Origin of the sequence: Streptomyces sp. ERV7 (genome assembly GCF_001653515.1) — a bacterium.
Classification (GTDB): Bacteria; Actinomycetota; Actinomycetes; order Streptomycetales; family Streptomycetaceae; genus Streptomyces.
Window position 1 is genome coordinate 762,705 of the sequence record NZ_LYOY01000001.1, and the last position, 24,080, is coordinate 786,784.

At 71.8% G+C, this 24,080-nt stretch carries 19 protein-coding genes, 1 rRNA gene, 1 pseudogene and 2 other annotated features; of the genes and pseudogenes, 14 read left to right on the forward strand and 7 right to left on the reverse strand.

Annotation, left to right across the window (positions count from 1 at the left end):
• Positions 1-3: 3 nt before the first annotated feature.
• Positions 4-120, reverse strand: a 5S ribosomal RNA gene (gene rrf / locus A8W25_RS03400).
• A 117-nt stretch (positions 121-237) separates the two neighbouring features.
• Positions 238-500: a sequence feature (23S ribosomal RNA rRNA prediction is too short), on the reverse strand.
• Between the two features lie 11 nt (positions 501-511).
• Positions 512-730: a sequence feature (23S ribosomal RNA rRNA prediction is too short), on the reverse strand.
• A gap of 438 nt (positions 731-1,168) precedes the next feature.
• Between rrf and A8W25_RS03405 the strand changes: the two genes are divergently transcribed.
• Positions 1,169-1,618: a PTS sugar transporter subunit IIA gene (locus A8W25_RS03405; RefSeq protein ID WP_067155479.1), complete on the forward strand. Its 450-nt coding sequence runs from the start codon at positions 1,169-1,171 to the stop codon at positions 1,616-1,618.
• Positions 1,619-1,713: 95 nt separating this feature from the next.
• Complete coding sequence (gene ptsP, locus A8W25_RS03410; RefSeq protein WP_067155484.1) at positions 1,714-3,378, forward strand: phosphoenolpyruvate--protein phosphotransferase; 1,665 nt, start codon at positions 1,714-1,716, stop codon at positions 3,376-3,378.
• Between the two features lie 97 nt (positions 3,379-3,475).
• Here ptsP and A8W25_RS03415 read toward each other — a convergent pair.
• Together A8W25_RS03415 and A8W25_RS03420 are read right to left on the reverse strand one after the other, a co-directional pair.
• A pseudogene (locus A8W25_RS03415) lies at positions 3,476-4,051 on the reverse strand (hypothetical protein); the annotation flags it as partial.
• 4 nt (positions 4,052-4,055) lie between these two features.
• On the reverse strand, positions 4,056-4,586 hold the full coding sequence (locus A8W25_RS03420; RefSeq protein WP_067155489.1) for an NUDIX domain-containing protein: 531 nt from the start codon (positions 4,584-4,586) through the stop codon (positions 4,056-4,058).
• Between the two features lie 92 nt (positions 4,587-4,678).
• Here A8W25_RS03420 and A8W25_RS03425 point away from each other — a divergent pair, with 92 nt between their 5' ends.
• From A8W25_RS03425 to glpK, 5 genes are all read left to right on the forward strand, one after another.
• Positions 4,679-5,485, forward strand: coding sequence for a M15 family metallopeptidase (locus A8W25_RS03425; RefSeq protein ID WP_067156662.1), 807 nt, complete (start codon positions 4,679-4,681; stop codon positions 5,483-5,485).
• Positions 5,486-5,582: 97 nt separating this feature from the next.
• Positions 5,583-6,011, forward strand: coding sequence for a Zn-ribbon domain-containing OB-fold protein (locus A8W25_RS03430; protein WP_067156672.1), 429 nt, complete (start codon positions 5,583-5,585; stop codon positions 6,009-6,011).
• Positions 6,008-7,204 (forward strand): lipid-transfer protein, encoded by a 1,197-nt coding sequence (locus A8W25_RS03435; RefSeq protein WP_067155492.1) that lies wholly within the window; start codon positions 6,008-6,010, stop codon positions 7,202-7,204. Before A8W25_RS03430 ends, A8W25_RS03435 begins: the two co-directional genes overlap by 4 nt.
• Positions 7,205-7,508: 304 nt before the next feature.
• The gene (locus A8W25_RS03440; RefSeq protein ID WP_067155497.1) at positions 7,509-8,234 is read left to right on the forward strand and encodes an MIP/aquaporin family protein; all 726 of its coding nucleotides are present in this window, start codon (positions 7,509-7,511) and stop codon (positions 8,232-8,234) included.
• A 52-nt stretch (positions 8,235-8,286) separates the two neighbouring features.
• Complete coding sequence (gene glpK / locus A8W25_RS03445) at positions 8,287-9,798, forward strand: glycerol kinase GlpK (RefSeq protein WP_067155501.1); 1,512 nt, start codon at positions 8,287-8,289, stop codon at positions 9,796-9,798.
• 117 nt (positions 9,799-9,915) lie between these two features.
• Here the strand turns inward: glpK and A8W25_RS03450 are convergent, their stop codons facing one another.
• The 4 genes from A8W25_RS03450 to A8W25_RS03465 are packed head-to-tail and all read right to left on the reverse strand — an operon-like array spanning position 9,916 to position 14,131.
• On the reverse strand, positions 9,916-10,521 hold the full coding sequence (locus A8W25_RS03450; protein ID WP_067155504.1) for a GTP-binding protein: 606 nt from the start codon (positions 10,519-10,521) through the stop codon (positions 9,916-9,918).
• Positions 10,502-10,942, reverse strand: a complete 441-nt coding sequence (locus A8W25_RS03455; protein ID WP_067155507.1) for a DUF742 domain-containing protein — start codon at positions 10,940-10,942, stop codon at positions 10,502-10,504. The genes A8W25_RS03450 and A8W25_RS03455 overlap by 20 nt, the downstream gene beginning before the upstream one ends.
• A gap of 10 nt (positions 10,943-10,952) precedes the next feature.
• On the reverse strand, positions 10,953-11,393 hold the full coding sequence (locus tag A8W25_RS03460) for a roadblock/LC7 domain-containing protein (RefSeq protein WP_067155511.1): 441 nt from the start codon (positions 11,391-11,393) through the stop codon (positions 10,953-10,955).
• Entirely contained in the window at positions 11,390-14,131 is a 2,742-nt protein-coding gene (locus A8W25_RS03465; RefSeq protein ID WP_079125781.1) for a nitrate- and nitrite sensing domain-containing protein, read from the reverse strand. Before A8W25_RS03465 ends, A8W25_RS03460 begins: the two co-directional genes overlap by 4 nt.
• Before the next feature lie 351 nt (positions 14,132-14,482).
• Here A8W25_RS03465 and A8W25_RS03470 point away from each other — a divergent pair, with 351 nt between their 5' ends.
• From A8W25_RS03470 to A8W25_RS03500, 7 genes are all read left to right on the forward strand, one after another.
• Complete coding sequence (locus tag A8W25_RS03470; RefSeq protein ID WP_067155515.1) at positions 14,483-14,917, forward strand: hypothetical protein; 435 nt, start codon at positions 14,483-14,485, stop codon at positions 14,915-14,917.
• A gap of 18 nt (positions 14,918-14,935) precedes the next feature.
• Positions 14,936-15,739, forward strand: a complete 804-nt coding sequence (locus A8W25_RS03475) for an IclR family transcriptional regulator (RefSeq protein ID WP_234386141.1) — start codon at positions 14,936-14,938, stop codon at positions 15,737-15,739.
• A 166-nt stretch (positions 15,740-15,905) separates the two neighbouring features.
• A complete protein-coding gene (locus A8W25_RS03480) occupies positions 15,906-18,371 on the forward strand; it encodes a GcvT family protein (RefSeq protein WP_067155519.1) in 2,466 nt (821 codons plus the stop codon).
• Between the two features lie 84 nt (positions 18,372-18,455).
• Entirely contained in the window at positions 18,456-19,667 is a 1,212-nt protein-coding gene (gene solA / locus A8W25_RS03485) for an N-methyl-L-tryptophan oxidase (protein ID WP_067155523.1), read from the forward strand.
• Entirely contained in the window at positions 19,664-20,800 is a 1,137-nt protein-coding gene (locus tag A8W25_RS03490) for an aromatic ring-hydroxylating oxygenase subunit alpha (protein WP_067155526.1), read from the forward strand. The genes solA and A8W25_RS03490 overlap by 4 nt, the downstream gene beginning before the upstream one ends.
• A gap of 121 nt (positions 20,801-20,921) precedes the next feature.
• Complete coding sequence (locus A8W25_RS03495) at positions 20,922-22,391, forward strand: aldehyde dehydrogenase family protein (protein ID WP_067155528.1); 1,470 nt, start codon at positions 20,922-20,924, stop codon at positions 22,389-22,391.
• Between the two features lie 83 nt (positions 22,392-22,474).
• A complete protein-coding gene (locus tag A8W25_RS03500; RefSeq protein WP_067155531.1) occupies positions 22,475-24,070 on the forward strand; it encodes an APC family permease in 1,596 nt (531 codons plus the stop codon).
• Positions 24,071-24,080 lie beyond the last annotated feature (10 nt).

Below are 24,080 nucleotides of genomic sequence, written 5' to 3' on the forward strand. Positions count from 1 at the left end.
ATTGTTCGGCGGCGTCCTACTCTCCCACAGGGTCCCCCCTGCAGTACCATCGGCGCTGAAAGGCTTAGCTTCCGGGTTCGGAATGTAACCGGGCGTTTCCCTAACGCTATGACCACCGAAACCCTATCGGTTTCGAGCGAACAAGCACACTTTTTAGTTAAGTGGGTTCTGCTCAACCAGCAACTGTTCGTTGCTTCAGAACTAACACAGTGGACGCGAGCAACTGAGGACAAGCCCTCGGCCTATTAGTACCAGTCAGCTCCACCCCTTACGAGGCTTCCACATCTGGCCTATCAACCCAGTCGTCTACTGGGAGCCTTACCCTCTCAAGGAGGTGGGAATACTCATCTCGAAGCAGGCTTCCCGCTTAGATGCTTTCAGCGGTTATCCTTTCCGAACGTAGCCAACCAGCCATGCCCTTGGCAGGACAACTGGCACACCAGAGGTTCGTCCGTCCCGGTCCTCTCGTACTAGGGACAGCCCTTCTCAATATTCCTACGCGCACAGCGGATAGGGACCGAACTGTCTCACGACGTTCTAAACCCAGCTCGCGTACCGCTTTAATGGGCGAACAGCCCAACCCTTGGGACCGACTCCAGCCCCAGGATGCGACGAGCCGACATCGAGGTGCCAAACCATCCCGTCGATATGGACTCTTGGGGAAGATCAGCCTGTTATCCCCGGGGTACCTTTTATCTCTTTTCTCGACCCGATTTCCTCGGCGCTTTCCAGGTTTCCGCTTTCGCGTTTCCCTTTCCGGCGACTCCGACTCTACCAGTGCTTTTCCTTCGTTCTGACCACTTCGTTTTGCGGCGTACGGAAATACCGACACGGCAAAGCAGAGGCACAGATCAAGATCAGCAAGTTGAGGAGGAGCTTGCCCGTCCCGACACATTCACGTGAAGTTCACACGTTGCGGTCAGGCGGGACTTAGGACAGTACAGGCCCCGGCGCGGTCGGGGCAAATCGGCCCTGGGCCCTCCGGGGGTTTATGGTCTAGTCCACTACCGCACCGGTCTAGTCCAGTAGTCTCCGTCGGGGAAGCCCGACCTGGAGACATACCAGGCGAACCCGGACTTCTTATGACTTACCCTTCTGAACAGTACGCCGTCACACAGCAAGTAGTGGCGGTGACACGAAGAAGCCCCACCCCCCTGGGAGGCCATCCATGACCACCGTGACGTCCCCGCTCGCCGGGCGTGCCATCGGACTCGCGGCAGTGCCCGATCCGGTGTTCTCCGGCGCAATGGTGGGCCCCGGTACCGCCATCGACCCCGTACGAGAGCCCTCGGAGGCGGTTTCCCCCGTCGACGGTGTCATCGTCTCCCTGCACCCGCACGCTTTCGTCGTCGTCGACGACGAGGGCCACGGTGTGCTGACGCACCTCGGTATCGACACCGTTCAGCTCAACGGCGAGGGCTTCGAGCTCCTCGTCAACAAGGGCGACACCGTGACGCGCGGCCAGGCCGTCGTGCGCTGGAACCCGGCCGCCGTGGAAGAGGCCGGGAAGTCCCCGGTGTGCCCCATCGTGGCTCTCGAGGCCACGGCCGAGTCCCTCTCCTCCCTCGTCGACAGCGGCGATGTGAAGGCCGGCGACGCCCTCTTCACCTGGAAGTAGTTCGGCCAGCAGTCGTGACGCCGCCGTCGTCGAGACGGTGAGTCGGACATCCACCGCGGTGGCGGAGACCGCCGCACCAATCGGAGACGGGTGAAATGGAGACAACGCTGCGAGGCGTCGGCGTGAGCCACGGTGTGGCGATCGGCCAGGTCCGGCACATGGGTACCGCGGTCCTGGAGCCGCCGGCCAAGCAGATTCCGGCGGAGGACGCGGAGCGCGAACAGGGGCGTGCCCGCAAGGCCGTGGAGGCCGTGGCGGCCGATCTCAACGCGCGCGGCAACCTGGCGGGAGGCGAGGCCCAGGCCGTGCTGGAGGCCCAGGCCCTGATCGCCCAGGACCCGGAGCTGATCGCCGACGTCGACCGGCGCATCGCCGTCGGCAGCACCGCCGAGCGTGCGGTGTACGACGCGTTCTCGCACTACCGCGAGCTGCTCGCGGGCGCCGGTGAGTACATGGCCGGGCGGGTGGCGGACCTCGACGACGTGCGCAACCGCATCGTGGCACGCCTGCTGGGCGTCCCGATGCCGGGCGTCCCGGACAGCGACGAGCCGTACGTACTGATCGCACGCGACCTCGCTCCCGCCGACACCGCGCTGCTCGACCCGGCTCTGGTGCTCGGCTTCGTGACCGAGGAGGGCGGGCCGACCAGCCACAGCGCGATCCTGGCGCGGGCGCTCGGCGTTCCCGCGATCGTGGCGCTGCCGGGCGCCGGTGAGCTGGCCGAGGGCACGCTGATCGCCGTCGACGGCAGCACCGGCGAGATCTTCGTCGACCCCAGTGACGACAAGCGCGCCGAGCTGGAGCGTGCCGCCGCCGAGCGCAGGGCCGCGCTGGCCGCGTCGTCCGGTCCGGGTGCGACGTCGGACGGGCACAAGGTGCCGCTGCTCGCCAACGTCGGCGGTCCCGCCGATGTGCCGGCGGCGGTGGAGGCGGGGGCCGGGGGGGGGTTCCGTACCGAGTTCCTCTTCCTCGACGACTCCGCCAAGGCGCCGTCGGAGGAGAAGCAGGTCGAGGCGTACCGCAAGGTGCTTGAGGCGTTTCCCGAGGGCCGTGTGGTCGTGCGGGTGCTGGACGCCGGCGCCGACAAGCCGCTCGACTTCCTGACGCCCGCCGACGAGCCGAACCCGGCGCTCGGTGTGCGCGGTCTGCGGTCGCTCCTGGACCACCCCGAGGTGCTCCGGACGCAGCTGACGGCGCTGGCCAAGGCCGTCGAGGGGCTTCCGGTCTATCTGGAGGTCATGGCGCCGATGGTCGCGGACCGTGCGGACGCCAAGGCGTTCGCGGACGCGTGCCGGGCGGCCGGGCTGCGGGCGAAGTTCGGCGCGATGGTGGAGATCCCGTCCGCCGCGCTCCGCGCGCGCTCGATCCTCCAGGAGGTCGAGTTCCTTTCGCTGGGCACCAACGACCTGGCCCAGTACACGTTCGCGGCCGACCGGCAGGTCGGTGCGGTGTCGCGGCTGCAGGACCCGTGGCAGCCGGCGCTGCTCGACCTGGTCGCGCTGTCCGCCGATGCGGCCAAGGCCGAGGGCAAGAGCTGTGGTGTCTGTGGTGAGGCCGCCTCCGATCCGCTGCTCGCGTGTGTGCTCACCGGTCTGGGTGTGACCAGCCTGTCGATGGGTGCCGCGTCCATTCCTTATGTGCGCGCGACGCTGGCGAAGTACACGCTCGCCCAGTGCGAGCGCGCCGCCGCCGCGGCCCGTGCCGCGGACTCGGCCGAGGAGGCCCGGGTGGCCGCGCAGGCGGTGCTGTCCGGGGAGTGACCCGGGCCGTCCGCTGCCGCCGCGCAGTGTCTGAGTGAGAGGGGCTTCCCGTCGCCGGTGCGACGGGGAGCCCCTTTCGCTTGCGGGCCCCGGACCGTCAGTGGTCGGTGGCGGGCTGGTCGAACGGGAAGCCCGCGCGGTAGTCCACTCCTGGTTCGGGTGCCACCGGGTCTCCGGTGTCCGCGTCCGTGCAGTACGCGCTGAAGACCTCCCCGGCGGTGAGCGGGAGCAGACGGCCCTCGTGCAGCCGCCAGCCGTGGACGCGGTCGGGCTTGTCCGGCCCCGTCGTCCGCAGGACCAGGCCCCCCGGGCTGTGCTGGGCGAGGCCCGCCGCGAGGACGGTGACGAACTCGGCGACGTCCGTCTCGTCGAGCAGGGCCGGGTCGCCGTCGCGGCCGTCGGCGTGGAGCACGGCGATGAGCTGCTCCTGCTGGGCCTGGACGCTGCACACCATGTGGTGCAGGCCCGGACCCGCCGCCTCGATCAGGCGCGTGAGGATCGTCGAGGCGCGTTCGAAGGCGGAGCGGCCGATGTCCTGGCCGCATTCGGCGCACTCCCCCAGGTCGGCCAGGAGCAGTGTCGCGTAGTCCCAGGTCGCCTGGCGGACCGCTTTGTTGATGAGCTCGGGCACCAGGCGGTCGATGGGCTGGCCCGCGTAGGCGACGCGGGCGCCGCCCTCACCGCACCCCCTCGAACCACGCCCGTACCGCCTGTGTGTGCAGCGGGAACGCCAGCTCCTCGGGGCGGCGCAGCACCTGCCAGCCCGCGGTCTCGTCCGTCGGGGCGGACGGCGGGAGTTCGGCCGCGGCGCGGGTCGGCAGCAGGCCGAACAGAAGCACGTGGTGCGGGGAGCTGAGCGCGTCCGCGAGGCGCACATCCGCGGCGGACGCATCGATTCCGGTCTCCTCGTACAGCTCGCGGACGACCGCCTCCTGCCACAGTTCGCCGTCGTCGACGAAGCCGCCCGGCAGGGCGAAGCGGCCGATGTGGGGCTCGATGGCGCGGGTGATGACGACAATTCCCGTACCGCGCGCGTCCCGCACCGGCAGCAGGGCGAGGGCGACGGGCAGCGGATTGCGATAGGTGACGGTCCCGCACGCCGCGCAGCGGCGGGGCCAGCCGGCCGAGGCCGAGGGGTAGGGCGCTCCGCACGCGGCGCAGTGCGAGTCCTTCACAGGCTGCTTCGAGGTCTTCGGGGTCCCGGTCACGCGCGGACTTTAACCGAATACATTCGGCCATCGGATCACATTGCCCCAACTCCCCCTTTTCTACGACCCATTGAGCCATGAAGGGTGTGCACATGACACTCAGATCGACCATGCGCGGCTTCGTCGCCGCTGCCGCCGCCCTGCTCGCCGTGACCGCCACGACCTCCACCGCCCGGGCCACGCCCGAGCCCAAGGCGCCCGCCGAGTTCGTGGCGCTGGCCACCGTGGACCCGACGATCATCCAGGAGATGCGCTACATCACGCCGCACAACTTCGTGGGCCGCCCGATCGACGGCTACCGGCAGCCGGTGTGCATCCTGACCCGCCAGGCGGCCCGGGCGCTGCACCAGGCACAGCTGAAGCTGCTCCGCGAGGGCTACTCGCTGAAGGTGTACGACTGCTTCCGGCCGCAGCGGGCCGTCGACACGTTCGTGGAGTGGGCGAAGGACCTGGACGACCAGAGAATGAAGACCGAGTTCTATCCGCTTGTCGACAAGTCGAGGCTGTTCGAGGACGTCTACATCGCGGCCAAGTCCGGGCACAGCAGGGGCAGTTCGGTGGACATCACCCTCGTCAAGCTGCCCGCGTGGCCGACGCCGCCCTACCGTCCCGGCCAGCCGCTCGTGCCGTGCTTCGCACCCGAGGACCAGCGCTTCCCGGACAACTCCGTCGACATGGGCACCGGATTCGACTGCTTCGACACCCTGTCGCACACCGACGACCCCCGCATCCAGGGCGTCCAGCGCGCCAACCGCCAGCTCCTGAAGGGCACGCTCCAGGCCGCCGGATTCGTCGGGATCCCCCAGGAGTGGTGGCACTACACCTTCCAGCCGGAGCCGTTCCCCGAGACCTACTTCGACTTCCCGGTGGCGTGGCGCTCGGTCGCCGGACACCGCTGAGCGACGCCCCCTGCCGGAGCGCGGCCACCCGTGGCACACTTCTGACGTTCCGTCAGATTCGAGGCCGGGAGGGGTTTTGACGCGCACGCGCACGCCCGTGGTGGCGGGCTGGTTCACGGAGGCGGAGGATCAGGGGTTCCGGCTGCTCGGCACCCGGTGCTCGGCCTGCGCCTCCGTGTTCTTCCCCCGCGAGGACTCCTTCTGCCGCAACCCGGCCTGCTCCGGGCGGGAGTTGACCGAGGTGGCGCTGTCCGGGCGCGGGCGCGTCTGGTCGTACACCGACGGGCGCTACCGGCCGCCCGCGCCCTACGTCTGCGACCCCGAGGCCGTCTGGCAGCCGTACACCCTGGTCGCGGTGGAGCTGGCGGCGGAGCGGCTGGTCGTCCTCGGCCAGGCCGCGCCGGGGGTGACCACCGCCGACCTCGCTGTCGGGATGGAGGTCGAGGTGGTGCCCGGTGTGCTCAACGAGGACGCCGGGACGGTCTGGACGACCTGGCACTGGCGGCCCGTGGAGGCGGGCGCATGAGCGGCACGGGTGACATCGCGGTCCTCGGCGCCGGAATGCACCCCTGGGGCAAGTGGGGGCGCGGCTTCGTCGAGTACGGGACGGTCGCGGCCCGCGCCGCGCTCGCCGACGCCGGGCTCGACTGGCCCGACATCCAGTCCGTGGTCGGCGCCGACACCGTGCGCGGCGGCTATCCCGGGTATGTGGCCGGGGCGACCTTCGCGCGGGCGCTGGGCTGGCAGGGCGCGCGCGTGACGAGTGTGTACGCGGCCTGCGCGTCCGGGGCGCAGGCGATCAACGCGGCCCGGGCGCAGATCCTCTCGGGAATGGCCGAGGTGGCGCTCGTGGTGGGCGCCGACGCCGCGCCCAAGGGCTTCTTCGCCCCCGCGGGCGGCGAGCGGCACGACGATCCCGACTGGCTGCGGTTCCGGGTCCTGGGCGCCACCAACCCGGCCTACTTCGGGCTCTACGCCCGCCGCCGCATGGCCCTGCACGGCGACACGGTCGACGACTTCGCGCGCGTGAAGGTGAAGAACGCGGCGGCGGGCGCGCTCAACCCGTACGCCCGCTACCGCAAGGCGGTGACCGCCGAGGAGGTCGCCGCCTCGGCCGTGGTCGCCGATCCGCTGCGGCTGCTCGACATCTGCGCGACCTCCGACGGAGCTGCCGCCCTGGTGCTGTGCGGCATGGACTTCGCGCGCCGGCACGGGGCGGTGGATCCGGTGCGCATCCGGGCCGTCTCCACGGTCACGCCCACCTACCCCAACACCGTCCTCGACCTGCCGGACATCGCCACCGACTCGGCGGTCGCGGCGGAGCCCTCGCCGTACTCCTTCCGCGCCTCCATCGCACGGGCCGCCTACGAGGAGGCCGGGCTCGGACCCGAGGACCTGTCGCTGGCCGAGGTGTACGACCTGTCGACCGCCCTGGAGCTGGAGTGGTACGAGGATCTGGGGCTGTGCGGTGCCGGGGAGGGCGCAAAGCTCGTACGGGAGGGCGTGACGGCGCTCGGCGGTCGCGTTCCGGTGAACGCGAGCGGGGGGCTCGCATCGTTCGGCGAGGCGGTGCCCGCCCAGGCGATCGCGCAGGTCTGCGAGCTCACCTGGCAGCTGCGCGGCACGGCGGGCGAGCGGCAGATCGACGGGGCGAGGGCCGGGATCACCGCCAATCAGGGCCTGTTCGGGCACGGCTCGTCGGTGATCGCGGTGCGCTGAGCTCCGGGCCGCCGCCGTGTGCGTACCCCGGCGGCCGGTGCTGTCGGCGACCTTGACGCTCCATCACGGCCGGTGAACACTTCCCGTTGTCTCTCGGCGTCGCCGTTCCTCGGCTCCGGGCCGCGTGCCGTCGCACGCGGTCGCCGGGCTGCTCCCCCACGGGCGACACCGCCAGACGAGCACGCTCGTCCCGGATGCCGGGCGGGGTCGGTCCGACCCCCGCCACCGGCTCCGCAGCCATGGAAAGCGCGCACCCTGCACGGAGGACCGGGGCCACGCCCCGGGCGAGGGCCTAGGAGCAGCCATGAGCAACGGAGACATTTTCCTCGGTGAGGTCATCGGCACGTCGATCCTGATTCTCTTCGGCGCCGGAGTGTGCGCCGCGGTCACGCTCAACCACTCCAAGGCGAGAGGCGCCGGCTGGGTGGTCATCGCCTTCGGGTGGGGCTTCGGTGTACTGGCCGGGGCCTACACGGCGGCGCCGCTGTCGGGCGGCCATCTCAACCCGGCGGTGACCCTGGGCATCGCCGTCGACACCGGCGAATGGGACAAGGTCTGGCTCTACGTCCTGGGGCAGCTGGCCGGGGCGATGCTCGGCGCGGTCCTCGCCTATCTCGTCTACTTCGCCCAGTTCCGGGCCAACGCCGACCGGGACGGCTCCGTCCCGACGCTCGGCGTCTTCTCGACGATCCCCGAGATCAGGAACCCGGTCGCCAACCTGGTCACCGAGACCATCGCCACCGTGGGCCTGGTGCTGCCCGTGCTCGCCTTCGGCGACACCGAGGGCCTGGGCGAGTCCGGCACCGGCGTGCTGATCGTGTCGCTGCTCGTCGTCGGCATCGGCCTCTCGCTCGGCGGGCCGACCGGGTACGCCATCAACCCGGCCCGCGACCTGGGCCCCCGCCTGGTGCACAGCGTGCTGCCGATCCCCCGCAAGGGGACGTCGGACTGGGGTTACGCCTGGATACCGGTGGTGGGGCCGCTGGCCGGCGGGGCGCTCGGCGGCCTCATCCACCACGCGGCCTTCTGACCACGCGCCCGCACCCGCCGCACCACCGCGGCCCTCAGACCAAGGGGTAGCCATGACGGAGAAGTTCGTCGCAGCCATCGACCAGGGCACCACTTCAAGCCGCTGCATCATCTTCGACCAGGCCGGCGCCATCGTCGCCGTGGACCAGCGCGAGCACCGCCAGATCTTCCCGAAGCCCGGCTGGGTCGAGCACGACGCCACCGAGATCTGGTCCAAGGTGCAGGCCGTGGTCGCGGGTGCGCTGGCCAAGGCCGGGATGCGCGCCGACCAGCTCAGCGCGCTCGGCATCACCAACCAGCGCGAGACGACGGTGCTGTGGGACCGGGCGACCGGCAAGCCCGTGCACAACGCCATCGTCTGGCAGGACACCAGGACCTCCGCGCTCTGCGCCCAGCTCGGCGCCGAGGACGGCCAGGACCGCTTCCGGAACGCCACGGGCCTGCCGCTGGCCAGCTACTTCTCCGGGCCCAAGGCGGCCTGGCTGCTCGACAACGTACCCGGGCTGCGGGCCCGCGCCGAGCGCGGCGAGATCGCCTTCGGGACCATCGACTCCTGGCTGATCTGGAATCTGACCGGCGCCACGGACGGCGGGGTGCACGTCACCGACGTCACCAACGCCTCACGGACCATGCTGATGAACCTGGAGACCCTCCAGTGGGACTCCTCGATCCTGGCCGCGATGAACGTACCGGAGGCAATCCTTCCGGAGATCCGCTCGTCGGCGGAGGTGTACGGGACCGCGGTGGGCCAGCTGGCGGGGGTGCCGGTGGCATCCGCGCTCGGCGACCAGCAGGCGGCGGTCTTCGGGCAGGCCTGCTACGACACCGGCACCGCCAAGAACACATACGGGACCGGGAGTTTCCTGCTGCTCAACACCGGCGGCCGGCCGGTGCCCTCCAAGAGCGGACTGATCACCACCGTCGGCTACAAGATCGGTGACCAGGCGCCGGTCTACTGCCTGGAGGGGTCGATCGCGATCACCGGAGCCCTGGTCCAGTGGTTCCGGGACCAGCTCGGCCTCATCCGCAGCTCGGACGAGATCGAGACGCTCGCCGCGAGCGTCGAGGACAACGGCGGCGCCTACATCGTGCCCGCCTTCTCCGGCCTGTTCGCGCCCTACTGGCGCTCGGACGCACGCGGCGTCATCACCGGCCTGACCCGGTACGTGACCAAGGCGCATCTGGCCCGCGCGGTCCTGGAGGCCACCAGCTGGCAGACGCGCGAGGTGGTGGACGCGATGTACCAGGACTCCGGGGTGCGCATCACCACGCTCAAGGTCGACGGCGGGATGACGGTCAACCGGCTCCTGATGCAGCATCAGGCGGATGTGCTCGGGGTGCCGGTGATCCGGCCGAAGGTCTCCGAGACGACCTGTCTGGGCGCGGCCTACGCCGCCGGGCTCGCCACCGGGGTGTGGTCGGGCCTCGACGAGCTCAAGGCGCACTGGCAGCGGGATGTGGAGTGGGTTCCCGAGATGGAGGCGGGGCCGCGCGAGCGCGAGTACGAGAACTGGCGCAAGGCGGTGGAGCGCAGTCTCGGCTGGCACGAGGAGGACGGGGCGTAGCCGCCCCGCCCCTCGGGGACCGGGAGCGGCCGCTCCCCCAAGACGCACGGCCCGTACCCCAGTCGGTGGGGGTACGGGCCGTGTCCCCGCGTACGGGGGTGTCCTTGCGTGAAGGCGTCAGATCGACACCGTCCGGCGCCGGCGCTCGGAGAGGACCATCGCGTGCTCCACGACCGCGACCAGTACGTCCTTGACGGCCTCGCGGTCGCGCGCGTCCGTCATCATCAGCGGGACGTCGGGGTCGAGGTCGAGCGCGGAGCGCACCGCGTCGGCCGGGTAACGGGCCGCGTCGTCGAAGCAGTTGACGGCCACCGTGAAGGGCAGCCCCCGGCGCTCGAAGTAGTCGATCGCCGCGAAGGAGTCCTCCAGACGGCGGGTGTCCGCGAGGACCACCGCGCCCAGCGACCCCTGCGCCAGCTCGTCCCAGAGGAACCAGAAGCGGTCCTGGCCGGGCGTGCCGAAGAGATAGAGCACCAGGTCCTCGCGGAGCGTGATGCGCCCGAAGTCCATCGCGACGGTGGTGGTGTTCTTCGCCTCCACGCCCGCGACGTCGTCGACCGGCCGGCCCGCCTCGCTGAGCCGCTCCTCGGTGCGCAGCGGCCGGATCTCGCTGACCGCGCCCACCAGCGTGGTCTTGCCGACGCCGAAGCCGCCCGCCACCAGGATCTTGAGGGTGACCGGTTCGACGGGCCGCTTCCTGCGGCTAGAGCGCCCGAAGGCCATTGATCACCTCGCGGAGAAGGGACTCGTCCGGCAGCTCGGCCGGCGGAACGGGTCGGGAGACATGCACCAGCTGGTCCTGGACGAGATCGCCCACCAGGACGCGGACCACCCCGACGGGCAGGTCGAGTCCGGCGGCGAGCTCGGCGATGGACTGCGGGGTGCCGACGCAGCGTTCGACGATCTCGACGTGTTCGGGCGAGAGCGAGTGGTCCCGCCCCGGGTCGTCGGCGGCCGGTTCGGGCACCACCACCGCGATCAGGTCGAGCCGGTGCTGGCCGACGCTGCTGGTGCGGCCGCGGGTCATCGCGTACGGCCGCACCACCGGTCCCGCGTCGTCGTCGAACCAGTGGTGCTGCCGGGGCGACGCCCCGTCCGGCTGCTGCGGGCCGTTCGCCGGCGCCCGCTGGTCTGCGTCATTCATACCGTCGCGCTCACCCTGCGGTGGGCAGGCCGGTCCGTGGTGCCGTGGTGAGGTGGGCCCCGACCCGCTTGACCATCAGGGTCATCTCGTACGCCACCTGTCCGACGTCGGACTCGGCGTCGGACAGGACGGCCAGACAGCTGCCGTCCCCGGCGGCCGTCACGAAGAGGAAGGCGTCGTCCAGCTCCACGACCGTCTGGCGCACGCCCCCCACGTCGAAGTGGCGGCCGACCCCCTTGGCGAGGCTGTGGAAGCCGGAGGCGACGGCGGCCAGGTGTTCGCCGTCCTCGCGGGTCAGGTCCCCGGACGTGCCGGTGGGCAGGCCGTCGCTGGACAGGACGAGCGCCTTGCGGATGGATCCGACCCGGTCGACCAACTCGTCCAGCAACCAGTTGAGTTCTCCGGCGCCCTTCCCCATGACGTCGTGTGCTGCGGACTTCGGTGCGGTCATCGACCGTCCCCCTCCGATGTGTTGCGTCGTACGTCGCCGAGGGCCTGGTCGGGCCCGTCGGCTGTGGTCTCTGCGCTGGTCATCGCGTTGTGCCGACGCCCGCGCTGCCAGCCACGCTGCATCGACGCCATACGGTTGCGCACTTCCTCCGCGTCGCGCTCGGGCTGCGGCTGAGCGCCGGGGCCGCCCGGCCCGGTGCGGACCGCCTGCTCGGCGGAGGTCGCTTTCAGCTGGGGGGCGAGGCTGGCCTGGCGGACCCGGCGGGGCAGGGCGCCCTGCAGACCGGTTCCGTCGGCGCTCTCGCGGCCTGGAGCGGGCCGCAGCGGCTCGGGCGCGGGGGCCGGGACGAGCCCGCTGGCACGCAGCGCGTCGGCCCGCCGTCGCTCGGCACTCGGCACGGCCGGACGGACCGGCTCCGGCGCGGGCGACGGGTGGTCGCGGCCCGGCTGGTCGTCGACCCGGCGCCCGTGGTCGCTGACCAGGGTCGGCGCGGGCGGGCGGCGGCGCGGCAGCGGCACGGGGCCGAACGGCCCGTCCGGTGCCCCGGCCCCCTCGTCGGCCGTCTGCTGGTGCTGGCGGCGCTCGGCCGGGAAGTCGCGGGGCGCGCCGATGAGGCCGGTGCGGGCGGCGCCGCCCTCGTCGGCGCCCATGACGTGCGGCGCGTCCAACTCCAACGGGTCCACGGGGGCCTCCAGTTCGACCGGCCCGTCGAGCAGGGCGCGGTCGGGGGTGCCCACCGGGAGCGGCGAGAGCGCGCGGGGGCCGGCGTCCCGCTCACGGCGTCCGGCCGCGTCGCCGTGGGCCGCCTTGCGGTCGAGGCGGAATCCGGTGCCGTTGGTGTCCGGCGCGTCGGTGAGCAGGGCCGCCGGGATGAAGACGACCGCCGTGGTGCCGCCGTACGGGGAGGGCTGGAGCGAGACGCGGACGTTCTGCCGCTGGGCGAGCCGGCTGACCACGAACAGGCCGAGCCGGTCGGTGTCGGAGAGCTCGAACTCGGGGGTCTCGGCGAGGCGCAGATTGGCGTCGAGGAGCGCCTCGGGCGTCATGCCGAGGCCCCGGTCGTGGATCTCCAGCGTGAAGCCGTTGGCCACCCGCTCGCCGTGCACCTGGACGGCGGTGTGCGGGGGCGAGAACACCGTGGCGTTCTCCAGGAGTTCGGCCACCAGGTGGGTGAGGTCGGCGACGGCCGGGCCGCCCACACCGAGCCGGGGCAGCCTGCGGACCTCGATGCGCTCGTAGTCCTCGACCTCGGCCACGGCCGCCCGGACCACGTCCATCAGCTGGACGGGCTTGCGCCACTGCCGGGACGGGGCGGCGCCCGAGAGGATCACCAGGCCCTCGGCGTGGCGGCGCATACGGGTGGTGAGGTGGTCGAGGCGGAAGAGGTCGGCGAGCTCGTCGGTGTCCTCGGTGCGGCGCTCCATGGTGTCGAGGAGCGTGAGCTGGCGGTGCAGGAGGACCTGGTTGCGGCGGGCCAGGTTGACGAAGACCTCGGCCACTCCGCGCCGCACGTCGGCCTGTTTGACGGCGGCCTCGACGGCGGCGCGCTGAAGGGTGTTGAGGGCTTGGCCGACCTGGCCGACCTCGTCCTTCTCGTACTCCAGGCGCGGTGCCTCGGTCTCGACGTCGACGTGTTCGCCGGCGGCGAGGCGGCGCATCACGCTCGGCAGGCGCACGCCGGACACCTCGTGCGCCTCCTTGCGGAGCCGGGTGAGGTCGCGGATCAGCTCGCGGCCGATGCGTACGGACAGGAAGAGCGAGAAGACGAGCGCGAGGAAGCCGAGGACGCCCGCGACGCCCGCCTTGATCAGGACGTTGAAGGCGACCGGGTGGACGCGGTCGCGGTAGCGGTCGTCGGCGTCCGAGACGGCCTCGGAGAGACGCGAGAGCAGCGGCGTGGCCGTCTGCTGCCAGCGGGCCAGGTCGACGCGCGGGTTCTTGGTGGGACCGGCGGTGATGATGCTCTGCTCGGCGGCGCGCAGCGACTCGGAGCCGGCGGCGGCCCAGAAGCGCTCGAAGATCTCGCGTTCTCCGGCGGGCAGGTTCTCCAGGCTTATCTCGTACAGGAGCGTGCGGTTGGCCACCAGGTTGACCACCTCGCGCAGTTCGTTCCAGGTGAACTGCGGCGGGGCGACCAGTGAGGAGGCGACCAGGGCGTCCTCGCGGGCGACCATCTCGCGGGCCCGGGCGAGGCCCACGACCGCGCGGCCCTGCTTGTCCATGTCCACGTTCTCCAGCGCGTGGAGACTGGTCAGGAACGTGTAGCAGGGCTCGATGACTCCGCTGTACGCCGCCAGTGCCTGGGCGCGGTTGACGCTCCGCCGGTCGACCTGCCGGCGCAGGTCGCGGATGCCGTCGAACTCCTGGAGGACGGTCTTCAGCCGCGCCCTCGCGGCCGGGCGCAGATCGTCGCGCACCTGGGAGTCGTCGGCGGCGGAACGAATCTTCGCCACGGCCTCGTCGGTGTCCCGGCGGCGGCCCTGGAGCGCGGCGAGCGCGTCGGCGGCCCGCTGGTCCGCCAGGTAGACCATGGTCTGGCGGCGCTCCTCCTGGATGACTTGGACCGTGTCCTCCATCGGCGAGCCGACCTTGTCCACGATGTACGTGACGTTCAGGAGCTCGTTGGCCTCGCGGCCGGTGATGTAGGTCGTGAATCCCCAGAGAGCGGTGAGGGAGACGAGCGGCACCAGCAGCAACGCCACGATCTTCCTGCGGATGGACTTCCCGCGAAAGCGCATGGCCTCCCCCAGATCAACCGTCAACAAACGGCGCGAGCCTACTACTGCCACACAGACAACTCGAAGGCACGTCCGGACGATTTTCGGCCGCCCTCCCAGGAGTTGATCATGGGTTGTCCTGGTATTACGGGAGATCACCTCCCGAGTGTGGCCGAGGACACCCGTAGGGCCAGTGGTTCCCGTACCGGCCCGGTTGGCTGGAATTCTGCCTTCCACACAAATCCCGGGAATCTTCGGGGAGTTCCGTTCGTCCTTCTGTACGGGGGTTGTGACGGGATGTACGGACCCGTGCGCATCGGAAGGCATCGATACGCCGGTGGTGGGGAGTGAGTATCCATGGGCACTGAAGGCATGAGTGCGGACGGTGTGGCGGCTCGGGGCTCGCGCGCGGGTGAACTGCCGCCGCTGTGGGTGGAGGAGCCCGCGGTGCGGCCACGGCTGCCCGATCCGATCAGGAACGCGGCCGTCCGCTCGGTGCTGATCGTCGCCCTCACGCTGATCCAGGCGGTGATCGCGTTCCTGTGCACGCTGGCGGGCTCCTGGCTGGCCTTCCCGATGGTCCTCAGCAGCGTGGCGAGCACGGTGGTCGCGACCTGGGCGGTGCTTGACGTGTGGGTCACCCGTCAGGTGTGGAACCAGCGCAACGGCGTGGTGTCGGTGCCGAGCAGCACCGCTCGGCGACGGCGCAGGGAGCGGCGCCGGGTGCGGCGGGTGGCCCGGGCGGCCGAGCGGTCGGGGACCGGCCGAATAGGCCAGAGCGAGACGGGCAGCTTCTCCCGGGCATAGCGGCCTCAAGGGGTGCCGGTGGGTGAGGTGCAGGAGCCGGACGCCGCCGCGGGCAGACGGCGGGGCGGCGCCGGATCGCTGCGGTCGGTCGACCGCGCGGTCGGCGTGCTGGAGGCGCTGGCCCGGCTCGGCGAGGCCGGAGTCACCGAGATCGCCGCCGAGTTGGGGGTGCACAAGTCGACCGCGTTCCGGCTGCTCGACGCGCTGGAGCGGCGGGGCCTGGTCGGCCAGGAGAAGGAACGGGGGAAGTACTTTCTGGGCGCCGGGATGCTGCGGCTCGCCGGTGCGGCGGCCGTGCGGCTCGACATCTCGCAGGAGGGCGTGCCGGTCTGCCGCGCGCTCGCGGACGCCACGGGCGAGACCGCCAATGTCGCCGTGCTCGACGGGGACGCGGCCGTGAACATCATGCAGGCGCGCGGTGCGGCGGCCGTGACGGCGTTCAACTGGCTGGGCCGGCGCACCCCTCTGCACGCGACCGCGAGCGGCAAGGCGCTGCTCGCCCACCTCCCCGAGGAGCGCCGCGAGGCCCTGCTCGCCCAGGGGCTCGCGCGCTTCACCGCGCACACCGTCACGGATCCGGCGGCGCTGCGGACCGAGCTCGCGGAGGTGGTGGAGCGGGGGTACGCGCGGACGGCCGAGGAGCTGGAGGAGGGGCTCAACGCCGTGGGCGTGGCGGTGTACGGCCACGACGGCTCGGTCATCGGCGCGATCGGTGTCTCGGGCCCGGCCTACCGGCTGCCGCGGGAGTCACTCCCGAAGGTCGCCGAGCGCGTCCGGGAGGCCGCCAGGGACCTCTCGCGTCGCATGGGGCATCCCGGGTAACGCCGGATCCGACGGGACGTCACCATCCGTTTCGGCCAGGCGAATTCATGGCTCGGCAGCCCTGTTCTCGCGACCGATCCGACCCTCTTGACGCTCTCCTGGGGCGTCCTCAGGATGTCTCACATCGCGCAACCGGTAGTGCTCTGCGCAACAGGAGGGCGAGGCCGTGTCTCACGAGGTCCGCACCACCCCCGCACCCGATCCCGCCCACGCGCGCGTCGTCGTCATCGGCGCCGGGATCGTGGGCTGTTCGCTCGCCGACGAGCTCACCGCACGGGGCTGGTCGCACGTCACCGTGGTGGAGCAGGGACCGCTGCCCGCGCCGGGCGGGTCCAGCTCGCACGCGCCCGGTCTGGTCTTCCAGACCCATGTCTCCCGGACGATGACGGCTTTCGCCGCGTACACGGTCGACACCTTGCGTGGGCTGAGCGTGGACGGCGAGCCCTGTTTCCGGGCGGTCGGCGGGCTGGAGGTCGCCACCACCCCGGAGCGCTGGGCCGATCTGCACCGCAAGGTGGGGCTTGCCGCCGCCTGGGGAGTGCGGGGCGAGCTGCTCACCGCGCACCAGTGCGGGGCGCTGTGGCCGCCGCTCGACGGGGAGAAGGTCCTCGGCGGCTTCCACACCCCGGACGACGGACTCGCCGACGCGGTGCTCGCCTCCCGGGCGCTCCAGGCACGCGCGCAGGCCCGGGGCGCCCGGTTCCTGGCGCGGCACACCGTCACCGCCGTCGAGCGGGAGGACGGCCGGGTCACCGCCGTCGTCACCGACCGGGGCCGCTTCCCGGCCGATCTGGTGGTCTCGGCGGCCGGTTTCTGGGGCCCGGTGATCGGACGGCTGGCCGGGGTGACCGTCCCGCTGCTGCCGCTCGCCCACCAGTACGCGACGACCACGCCGCCGGCCGGGCTCACCGCGCAGGTGGCGGACGCCCTGCCGATCCTGCGCCACCAGGACCGCGACCTGTACTTCCGTACGCACACGGACGCGCGGGGAGCACGGCTGGGCATCGGCTCGTACGCCCATCGGCCGCTGCCGGTGGACCCGTTCGCGGTCCCGGCGTACGACGACGCACCCGTCATGCCGTCCTCGCTCGCCTTCACCCCCGAGGACTTCGCGCCGAGCTGGGCGGACGCGGTGGCGCTGCTGCCCGGGCTCGCGGACGGCGCGGTCGCGGACGGCTTCAACGGCGTCTTCTCGTTCACGCCCGACGGTATGCCGCTGCTCGGCGAGTCCCGGGAGCTGCGCGGGTTCTGGCTGGCCGAGGCGGTGTGGGTGACGCACTCGGCGGGCGTGGCCAGGGCGGTCGCCGAGTGGATGACGGACGGCCGCCCCTCGCTCGACGTGCACGCCTGCGACATCCGGCGCTTCGAGGACGTCCAGCTCACCGCGGAGTACATCGAGGAGCGGTCGGCCCAGAGCTTCGTCGAGGTGTACGACGTCGTCCATCCGCTCCAGCCGATGGAGCGCCCGCGCCCGCTGCGGACCAGCCCCTTCCACGTACGCCAGCGCGAGCTCGGGGCGTACTTCCTGGAGGGCGGCGGCTGGGAGCGGCCCCACTGGTACGAGGCGAACGCGCCCTTGGTGGACGGGCTGCACATCCCCGTGCGCGACACCTGGTCGGCGCGGTACTGGTCGCCGATCGCGGCGGCGGAGGCCAAGGCGACACGGGAGCGGGTCGCGCTGTACGACATGACCCCGCTGCGGCGCCTGGAGGTGACCGGGCGCGGCGCCCTCGCCTTCCTCCAGCGGATGACGACCAACCAGCTGGAGAAGAAGCCGGGTTCGGTCACGTACACCCTGCTCCTCGACGAGGCGGGCGGGATCCGGTCCGATCTGACCGTGGCGCGGCTGGCCCCCGACCGCTTCCAGGTGGGCGCCAACTCCCCGGCCGACCTGGACTGGCTGCTCGCCCACGCGCCGGACTCCGTCACCGTCCGGGACATCACCTCGGGCACCTGCTGCGTCGGCGTCTGGGGTCCGCTCGCCCGCGAGCTCGTCCAGCCGCTGACCCGCGACGACTTCTCGCACACCGCCTTCGGCTACTTCCGGGCGAGGGAGACGGTCGTCGGCAACGTCCCGGTCACCGCACTGCGGCTGAGCTACGTCGGCGAGCTGGGCTGGGAGCTCTACACCAGTGCCGACCTCGGGCTGCGGCTGTGGGACACGCTCTGGGACGCGGGCCGGCGCCTGGACGTGATCGCGGCGGGCCGCAGCGCCTTCGAGTCGCTGCGCCTGGAGAAGGGGTACCGCGCCTGGGGCCGCGACATGAGCACCGAGCACACCCCGTACGAGGCGGGGCTCGGCTTCGCGGTCCGGCCCGGCAAGGGCGGGTTCACCGGCCGCGCCGCGCTGGGCGACCCGGCGGCCGTGACCCGCAGGCTCACCTGTCTGACCCTGGACTCCCGTGCGGCGGTGGTCCTCGGCAACGAGCCGGTGCTGGTCGACGGCGTGCCCGCCGGTCATGTCACCAGCGCCGCGTACGGCTACACGGTCGGCCGGTGCGTCGCGTACGCCTGGCTGCCCGTCCTGGCGCCGGGCACGGCGGTCCATGTCGAGTACTTCGGCGAGAAGGTCCCCGCGACCGTCGCCGAAGAGCCGCTGTTCGACCCGCGGATGGCCCACCTCTTGCGTTGAAAGGCCCCTGCGTTCGACGGCCCACGCGTCGACCTGCGTCCTGAGGCAGGGCCGGCCGGGCACCCGACCCCTCCGGGAGGAAACATGGCTCCGACGTACGACGTGATCGTCCTCGGCCTGGGCGGTATGGGTTCGGCCGCCGCCCAGCATCTCGCCGAGCGCGGGGCCCGCGTCCTCGGCCTGGAGCGGTTCGGCCCGGTGCACGCGCACGGCTCCAGCCACGGCGGCTCGCGGATCACCCGGCAGTCCTATTTCGAGGACCCGGCGTATGTGCCGCTGCTGCTGCGGGCGTACGAGCTGTACGACCGGATCGAGCGGGACTCGGGGCGCGAGATCGCGCTGCTGTGCGGCGGGATGATGATGGGCCGCCCCGACTGCCGTACGGTCGCGGGCGCGGTGCGCTCGGCCCGGCAGTGGGACCTGCCGCACGAGATGCTGGACGCCCGGGAGATCCGCCGCCGCTTCCCGACGATGAACCCGCTCGACGACGAGGTGGCGCTCCACGAGGCGCGGGCCGGGATACTGCGCCCGGAGGCCACGGTGGCGGCCCATCTCCAGCTCGCCACCAAGGCGGGCGCCGAGCTCCACTTCGAGGAGCCGGTGACGCGCTGGGAGGAGCTGCCGGGCGGGCGCGGGGTCCGGGTCCACACGGCCGAGAACAGTTACACGGCGGGCCGGCTGGTGATGTGCCCGGGGGCCTGGGCGCCCGAGCTGCTGGCGGACCTCGGGGTGCCGATCCGCGTCGAGCGGCAGGTCATGTACTGGTTCGGGCCCGAGGGCGGCACCGAACCGTTCCTCCCCGAGCGCCAGCCGGTCTTCGTGTGGGAGGAGGCGGACGGGGTCCAGGTCTACGGGTTCCCGGCCATCGACGGACCCGCGGGCGGCGTCAAGGTCGCGTTCTTCCGCAAGAACGGCGCCCCCTGCACGCCGGGCACCGTCGACCGTACGGTGGCTCCGGCCGAGGTCGAGGAGATGGCGGCGGCCATGCGCCGGGTGACCCCCACCCTGCCCGGAACGTTCCTGCGGGCTGTGACCTGCATGTACTCCACCACTCCGGACGAGCACTTCGTGATCGCGCAGCACCCGGCGCACCCCGCGACCACCACGGTGGCCTGCGGCTTCTCGGGGCACGGCTTCAAGTTCGTACCGGTGGTCGGCGAGATCCTCGCCGACCTGGCGCTCGACGGCACGACGGCCCACCCCATCGACCTCTTCGACCCGCGCCGGTTCGCCGCGGCGGCCGCGAGCGACGAGGCGGGCGCGGGTGTCACGGGTACCGGAGGAGGCGCGCGATGACCGCCGAGGCCACCGAGCGCACGCCCAGCCTCCTGGAGACCCTGCCCGGCCGGTACTACTTCGATCCGGCGGTCTTCGCCCGCGAGCAGGAGCGGATCTTCGAGGCGCTGTGGTTCTGCGCGGTGCGCGCCGCCGACCTCGACCGGCCCGGCGCCTTCCGCACGGTCCAGGTGGGCCGCGAGAACGTGCTGGTGGTGCGGACCCGCGAGGGCGCGCTGCGGGCGTTCCTCAATGTGTGCCGGCACCGGGGCGCCCGGGTGTGCGCCGAGGAGAGCGGCACGGTCCGGCGCACCCTCCAGTGCCCGTACCACGCCTGGACCTACGACCTCGACGGTCGGCTCGTCGCCGCGCCGAACCTGGCGCGGATGCCCGATGTGGACCGCGAGGAGCGCGGGCTGCTGCCGGTCGCGCTGCGCGAGTGGCTCGGCTACGTCTGGGTGTGCCTGGCCGACGGGCCGCCGCCGTTCGAGGACACGGTGGTCGCCGCCGCCACCGAGCGCCTGGGCGACCCTGCGGCGGTCGAGCGCTACGGGGCCGCGGAACTGGCTCTGGGCCACCGGATCTCGTACGACGTGGGCGCCAACTGGAAGCTGATCGTCGAGAACTTCATGGAGTGCTACCACTGCGCCACGATCCACCCCGAACTCACCCATGTGCTCCCCGAGTTCGCCAAGGGCTTCGCCGCCCAGTACTACGTGGGGCACGGCGCCGAGTTCGCGCGGGGCGCCGAGGGGTTCACCGTGGACGGCGGCGCGGGGTTCGGGCGCCTGGCGGGCCTGGCGGACGCGCAGGACCGCCGCTACTACGCCATCACCGTGAAACCGCAGGTGTTCGTGAACCTGGTGCCCGACCATGTGATCGTCCACCGGATGTTCCCGCTGGCCGTCGACCGTACGGTCGTCGAGTGCGACTGGCTGTACGCGCCGCAGGTCGTGGCGTCCGGGGCCGACCTCTCGCGGTCCGTGGAGCTGTTCCACCGCGTCAACGTGCAGGACTTCGAGGCGTGCGAGCGCACCCAGCCCGCCATGGACTCGCGGGCGTACCGGCACGGCGGCGTCCTGGTGCCCAGCGAGCACCACATCCGCGCCTTCCACGAGTGGGTCCTGGCGCGCGTGGGTCCCGACAGGAATTAGGCCCCCTACCGCAGGGCCCCTGAGCTGCGCCGTTACTCAAACTGTCGGAATCGTCACATGTCTGAAGTGTGAATTCCTGGGTAGCGGCGCCTCTGTTCGTGATCAGAAGTCGAGGAGCGTCATGCCTGAACTGTTCATCGGCGGCCGGTGGAGTGCCGCCGTCGACGCGGAGACCCGCGAGATCCGCTGTCCGGCGGACGGCTCGCTGGTCGCCGTCGTCGACGAAGGTGGTCCCAAGGACGCGGCGGCCGCGGTAGGCGCCGCCCGTGAGGCCTTCGACCGCGGGCCCTGGCCCCGGTCGACGGTCGCCGAGCGGGCCGCGCTGCTGCTGCGCGTCGCCGATCTCATCGAGCGTGACGCGGCCGCACTGGCCCGCGCGGAGTCGCTGGACACCGGCAAGCGGCTGGTCGAGTCGGAGTACGACATGGCCGACATCGCCAACTGCTTCCGCCACTTCGGCCAGTTGGTCGCCGCGCAGGACGCGGGCCGGGTCGTCGACACCGGCAACCCGGAGACCGACAGCCGTACGGTCGTCGAGCCGGTGGGCGTCTGCGCGCTGATCACGCCGTGGAACTACCCGCTGCTGCAGACCGCGTGGAAGGTCGCGCCCGCCATCGGCGCGGGCAACACCTTCGTCCTCAAGCCCAGCGAGCTGACCCCGCACACCGCGATCATGCTGATGCGGCTGCTCACCGAGGCCGGGCTGCCGGACGGCGTCGCCAACCTGGTCCTCGGCACCGGCCCCGCGGTCGGCGCGCCGCTGACCGAGGACGAGCGGGTGGACCTGGTGTCGTTCACCGGCGGACTGAGCACCGGGCGGCGCGTGATGGCGTCGGCGGCGGCCACCGTCAAGCGCACCGCGCTGGAGCTGGGCGGCAAGAACCCCAACATCGTCTTCGCCGACGCCGACTTCGAGACGGCCGTCGACTACGCCCTGACCGCCGTGTTCCTGCACTCCGGGCAGGTCTGCTCGGCGGGCGCGCGGCTGCTGGTGGAGGACTCGCTGCACGACCGCTTCGTCGACGAGGTGGTGCGCCGGGCACAGCTGATCAGGCTCGGCGGCCCCTTCGACGAGCAGGCCCGCACCGGCCCGCTGATCTCGGCGGGCCATCTCGCCAAGGTCGAGGCGTATGTCGCGGCCGGGCTCGCCGAGGGCGCGGTGCTGCGCTGCGGCGGTGCCCGACCGGACGACCCGGCGCTGGCGGGCGGCCACTACTACCCGCCGACCGTCCTGGACGAGTGCACGGCCGCGATGTCCGTGGTCCGCGACGAGTCGTTCGGGCCGGTGCTGACCGTGGAGCGGTTCCGCGACGAGGACCACGCCCTCGCCCTGGCCAACGACACCATCTACGGCCTGGCCGGCGCGGTGTGGACCCGCGACGAGGCCCGCGCGCGCCGCGTCGCGGCCCGGCTGCGCGCGGGCACGGTGTGGATCAACGACTTCCACCCGTACGTCCCGCAGGCCGAGTGGGGCGGCATGAAGCAGTCGGGGACGGGCCGCGAGCTCGGACTCGCCGGGCTCGCCGAGTACCAGGAGATCAAGCACATCTGGCGCAACACCGACCCGCGCCCGCAGCGCTGGTTCGACTGAACGACCGCCGCACCAGCACCGGTTGGACCGCACGCCGTCCCCTGCCCTCCCCTCTGCGCGACCCTGTACGAGGAGTGATCCCCATGACCGCCACCACACCCCCGCCCCCCTCTCCCTCCCCAGCCCGGGCGGGCGCCGACGCCGATGACGCCGCGCTCGCCGAACTCGGGTACAAGCCGGGACTCAAGCGCACCCTCGGCAACTTCCACACCTTCGCCGCCGGGATCAGCTACATCTCGATCCTGACCGGCACGTTCCAGATGTTCTACTTCGGCGTCAGCCTCGGCGGCCCGGCCTACTGGTGGTCCTGGCCGCTGGTCTTCGTCGGCCAGCTGATGGTCGCGCTCTGCTTCTGCGAGCTGGCCGCCCGCTACCCGGTGGCCGGATCGGTCTACAACTGGGCCAAGAACCTGGGCGGTCCGCACGTCGGCTGGCTGGCCGGCTGGATGATGACGCTGGCGAGCATGGTCTCGCTGGCCGCCGTCGCCCTGGCCCTTCAGCTGACGCTCCCCCAGATCTCCTCGTGGTTCCAGTTCGTGGGAGACGGCAGCGGGAAGTACGACGCGGCCGCCAACGCCGTCGTGCTCGCCTGCGGCCTGATCCTCTTCACCACCCTGGTCAACGCGTTCGGCGTCAAGCTGATGGCCCGGATCAACACGGCGGGCGTCTTCATCGAGCTGGTCGCCGCGGTGATCCTGGTCGTGCTGCTGGCCGCGCACATCACCCGGGGCCCCAGCGCCATCGTGGAGACCCACGGCATCGGCGCCGGCCAGAACCTGGGCTACTTCGGCGCGTTCCTCACCGCCTCGCTCGCCTCCGCGTATGTGATGTACGGCTTCGACACCGCGTCCTCGCTCGGCGAGGAGGCGGTCGACCCCAGCCGCAACGCGCCGCGCGCGATCCTGCGGGCCCTGATCGCCTCGTTCGTCATTGGCGGCCTCATCCTGCTGTGCGCGCTGCTCGCCACGCCGGACCTGAGCGCGCCCGAACTCTCCGTCGACGGGCTCCAGTACGTGGTCCTGAGCACGCTGGGCGACACCATGGGCCAGGCCCTGCTGTGGTGCGTGGTGATCGCGGTCGTCGTCTGCGAGCTCGCCGTGCACACCGCCGGAATCCGGCTGATGTTCGCGATGGCCCGGGACAACAACCTGCCCGCCGGCAGCCGGCTCGCCAAGATCAGCCCGCGCTTCCAGACCCCGATCGCGCCCGCCGTGGTCTGCGGGCTCGTCGCGATCGGCATCCTGCTGGTCAACATCAAGCAGCCGCAGATCTTCTCGGTCGTCACCAGCATCGCGATCATCATGATCTACGTGGCATATCTGCTGGTCACGATGCCCATGCTGGTCCGCAGGCTGCGCGGCACCTGGCAGCCCGCGCCCGGGCGCTTCTCGCTCGGCCGCTTCGGTCTCCCCGTCAACATCGTCGCGGTGCTGTGGGGCCTGGGCATGACCGTCAACCTGCTGTGGCCGCGCGCCGCCGTCTACAACGCGGCGGCCCCGTACCACTGGTACCTGCGCTGGGGCGGTGTGCTGTTCGTCGGCGCCGTCACCGTCGGCGGCTTCGCCTACTACTGGTTCGTCCAGCGCCACCGCACCGGCGTCCTGGCCGACCACGCCGCCGAGAAGCAGGAATCCGACCCCGCCGCCACCCCCGGCAACACCGCCGCCGCCACCGGCTGAAGCAAGGAGC

What these genes read in the sequence shown, in the direction of transcription:
- ptsP (WP_067155484.1), top strand. Translation starts at nt 1,714, where the DNA reads ATGGAGACAACGCTGCGAGGCGTCGGCGTGAGCCACGGTGTGGCGATC.
- A8W25_RS03470 (WP_067155515.1), top strand. Translation starts at nt 14,483, where the DNA reads ATGAGTGCGGACGGTGTGGCGGCTCGGGGCTCGCGCGCGGGTGAACTG.
- A8W25_RS03465 (WP_079125781.1), bottom strand. Translation starts at nt 14,131, where the DNA reads ATGCGCTTTCGCGGGAAGTCCATCCGCAGGAAGATCGTGGCGTTGCTG.
- glpK (WP_067155501.1), top strand. Translation starts at nt 8,287, where the DNA reads ATGACGGAGAAGTTCGTCGCAGCCATCGACCAGGGCACCACTTCAAGC.
- A8W25_RS03460 (WP_067155511.1), bottom strand. Translation starts at nt 11,393, where the DNA reads ATGACCGCACCGAAGTCCGCAGCACACGACGTCATGGGGAAGGGCGCC.
- A8W25_RS03405 (WP_067155479.1), top strand. Translation starts at nt 1,169, where the DNA reads ATGACCACCGTGACGTCCCCGCTCGCCGGGCGTGCCATCGGACTCGCG.
- A8W25_RS03500 (WP_067155531.1), top strand. Translation starts at nt 22,475, where the DNA reads ATGACCGCCACCACACCCCCGCCCCCCTCTCCCTCCCCAGCCCGGGCG.
- solA (WP_067155523.1), top strand. Translation starts at nt 18,456, where the DNA reads ATGGCTCCGACGTACGACGTGATCGTCCTCGGCCTGGGCGGTATGGGT.
- A8W25_RS03440 (WP_067155497.1), top strand. Translation starts at nt 7,509, where the DNA reads ATGAGCAACGGAGACATTTTCCTCGGTGAGGTCATCGGCACGTCGATC.
- A8W25_RS03425 (WP_067156662.1), top strand. Translation starts at nt 4,679, where the DNA reads ATGACACTCAGATCGACCATGCGCGGCTTCGTCGCCGCTGCCGCCGCC.
- A8W25_RS03450 (WP_067155504.1), bottom strand. Translation starts at nt 10,521, where the DNA reads ATGGCCTTCGGGCGCTCTAGCCGCAGGAAGCGGCCCGTCGAACCGGTC.
- A8W25_RS03435 (WP_067155492.1), top strand. Translation starts at nt 6,008, where the DNA reads ATGAGCGGCACGGGTGACATCGCGGTCCTCGGCGCCGGAATGCACCCC.
- A8W25_RS03455 (WP_067155507.1), bottom strand. Translation starts at nt 10,942, where the DNA reads ATGAATGACGCAGACCAGCGGGCGCCGGCGAACGGCCCGCAGCAGCCG.
- A8W25_RS03490 (WP_067155526.1), top strand. Translation starts at nt 19,664, where the DNA reads ATGACCGCCGAGGCCACCGAGCGCACGCCCAGCCTCCTGGAGACCCTG.
- A8W25_RS03495 (WP_067155528.1), top strand. Translation starts at nt 20,922, where the DNA reads ATGCCTGAACTGTTCATCGGCGGCCGGTGGAGTGCCGCCGTCGACGCG.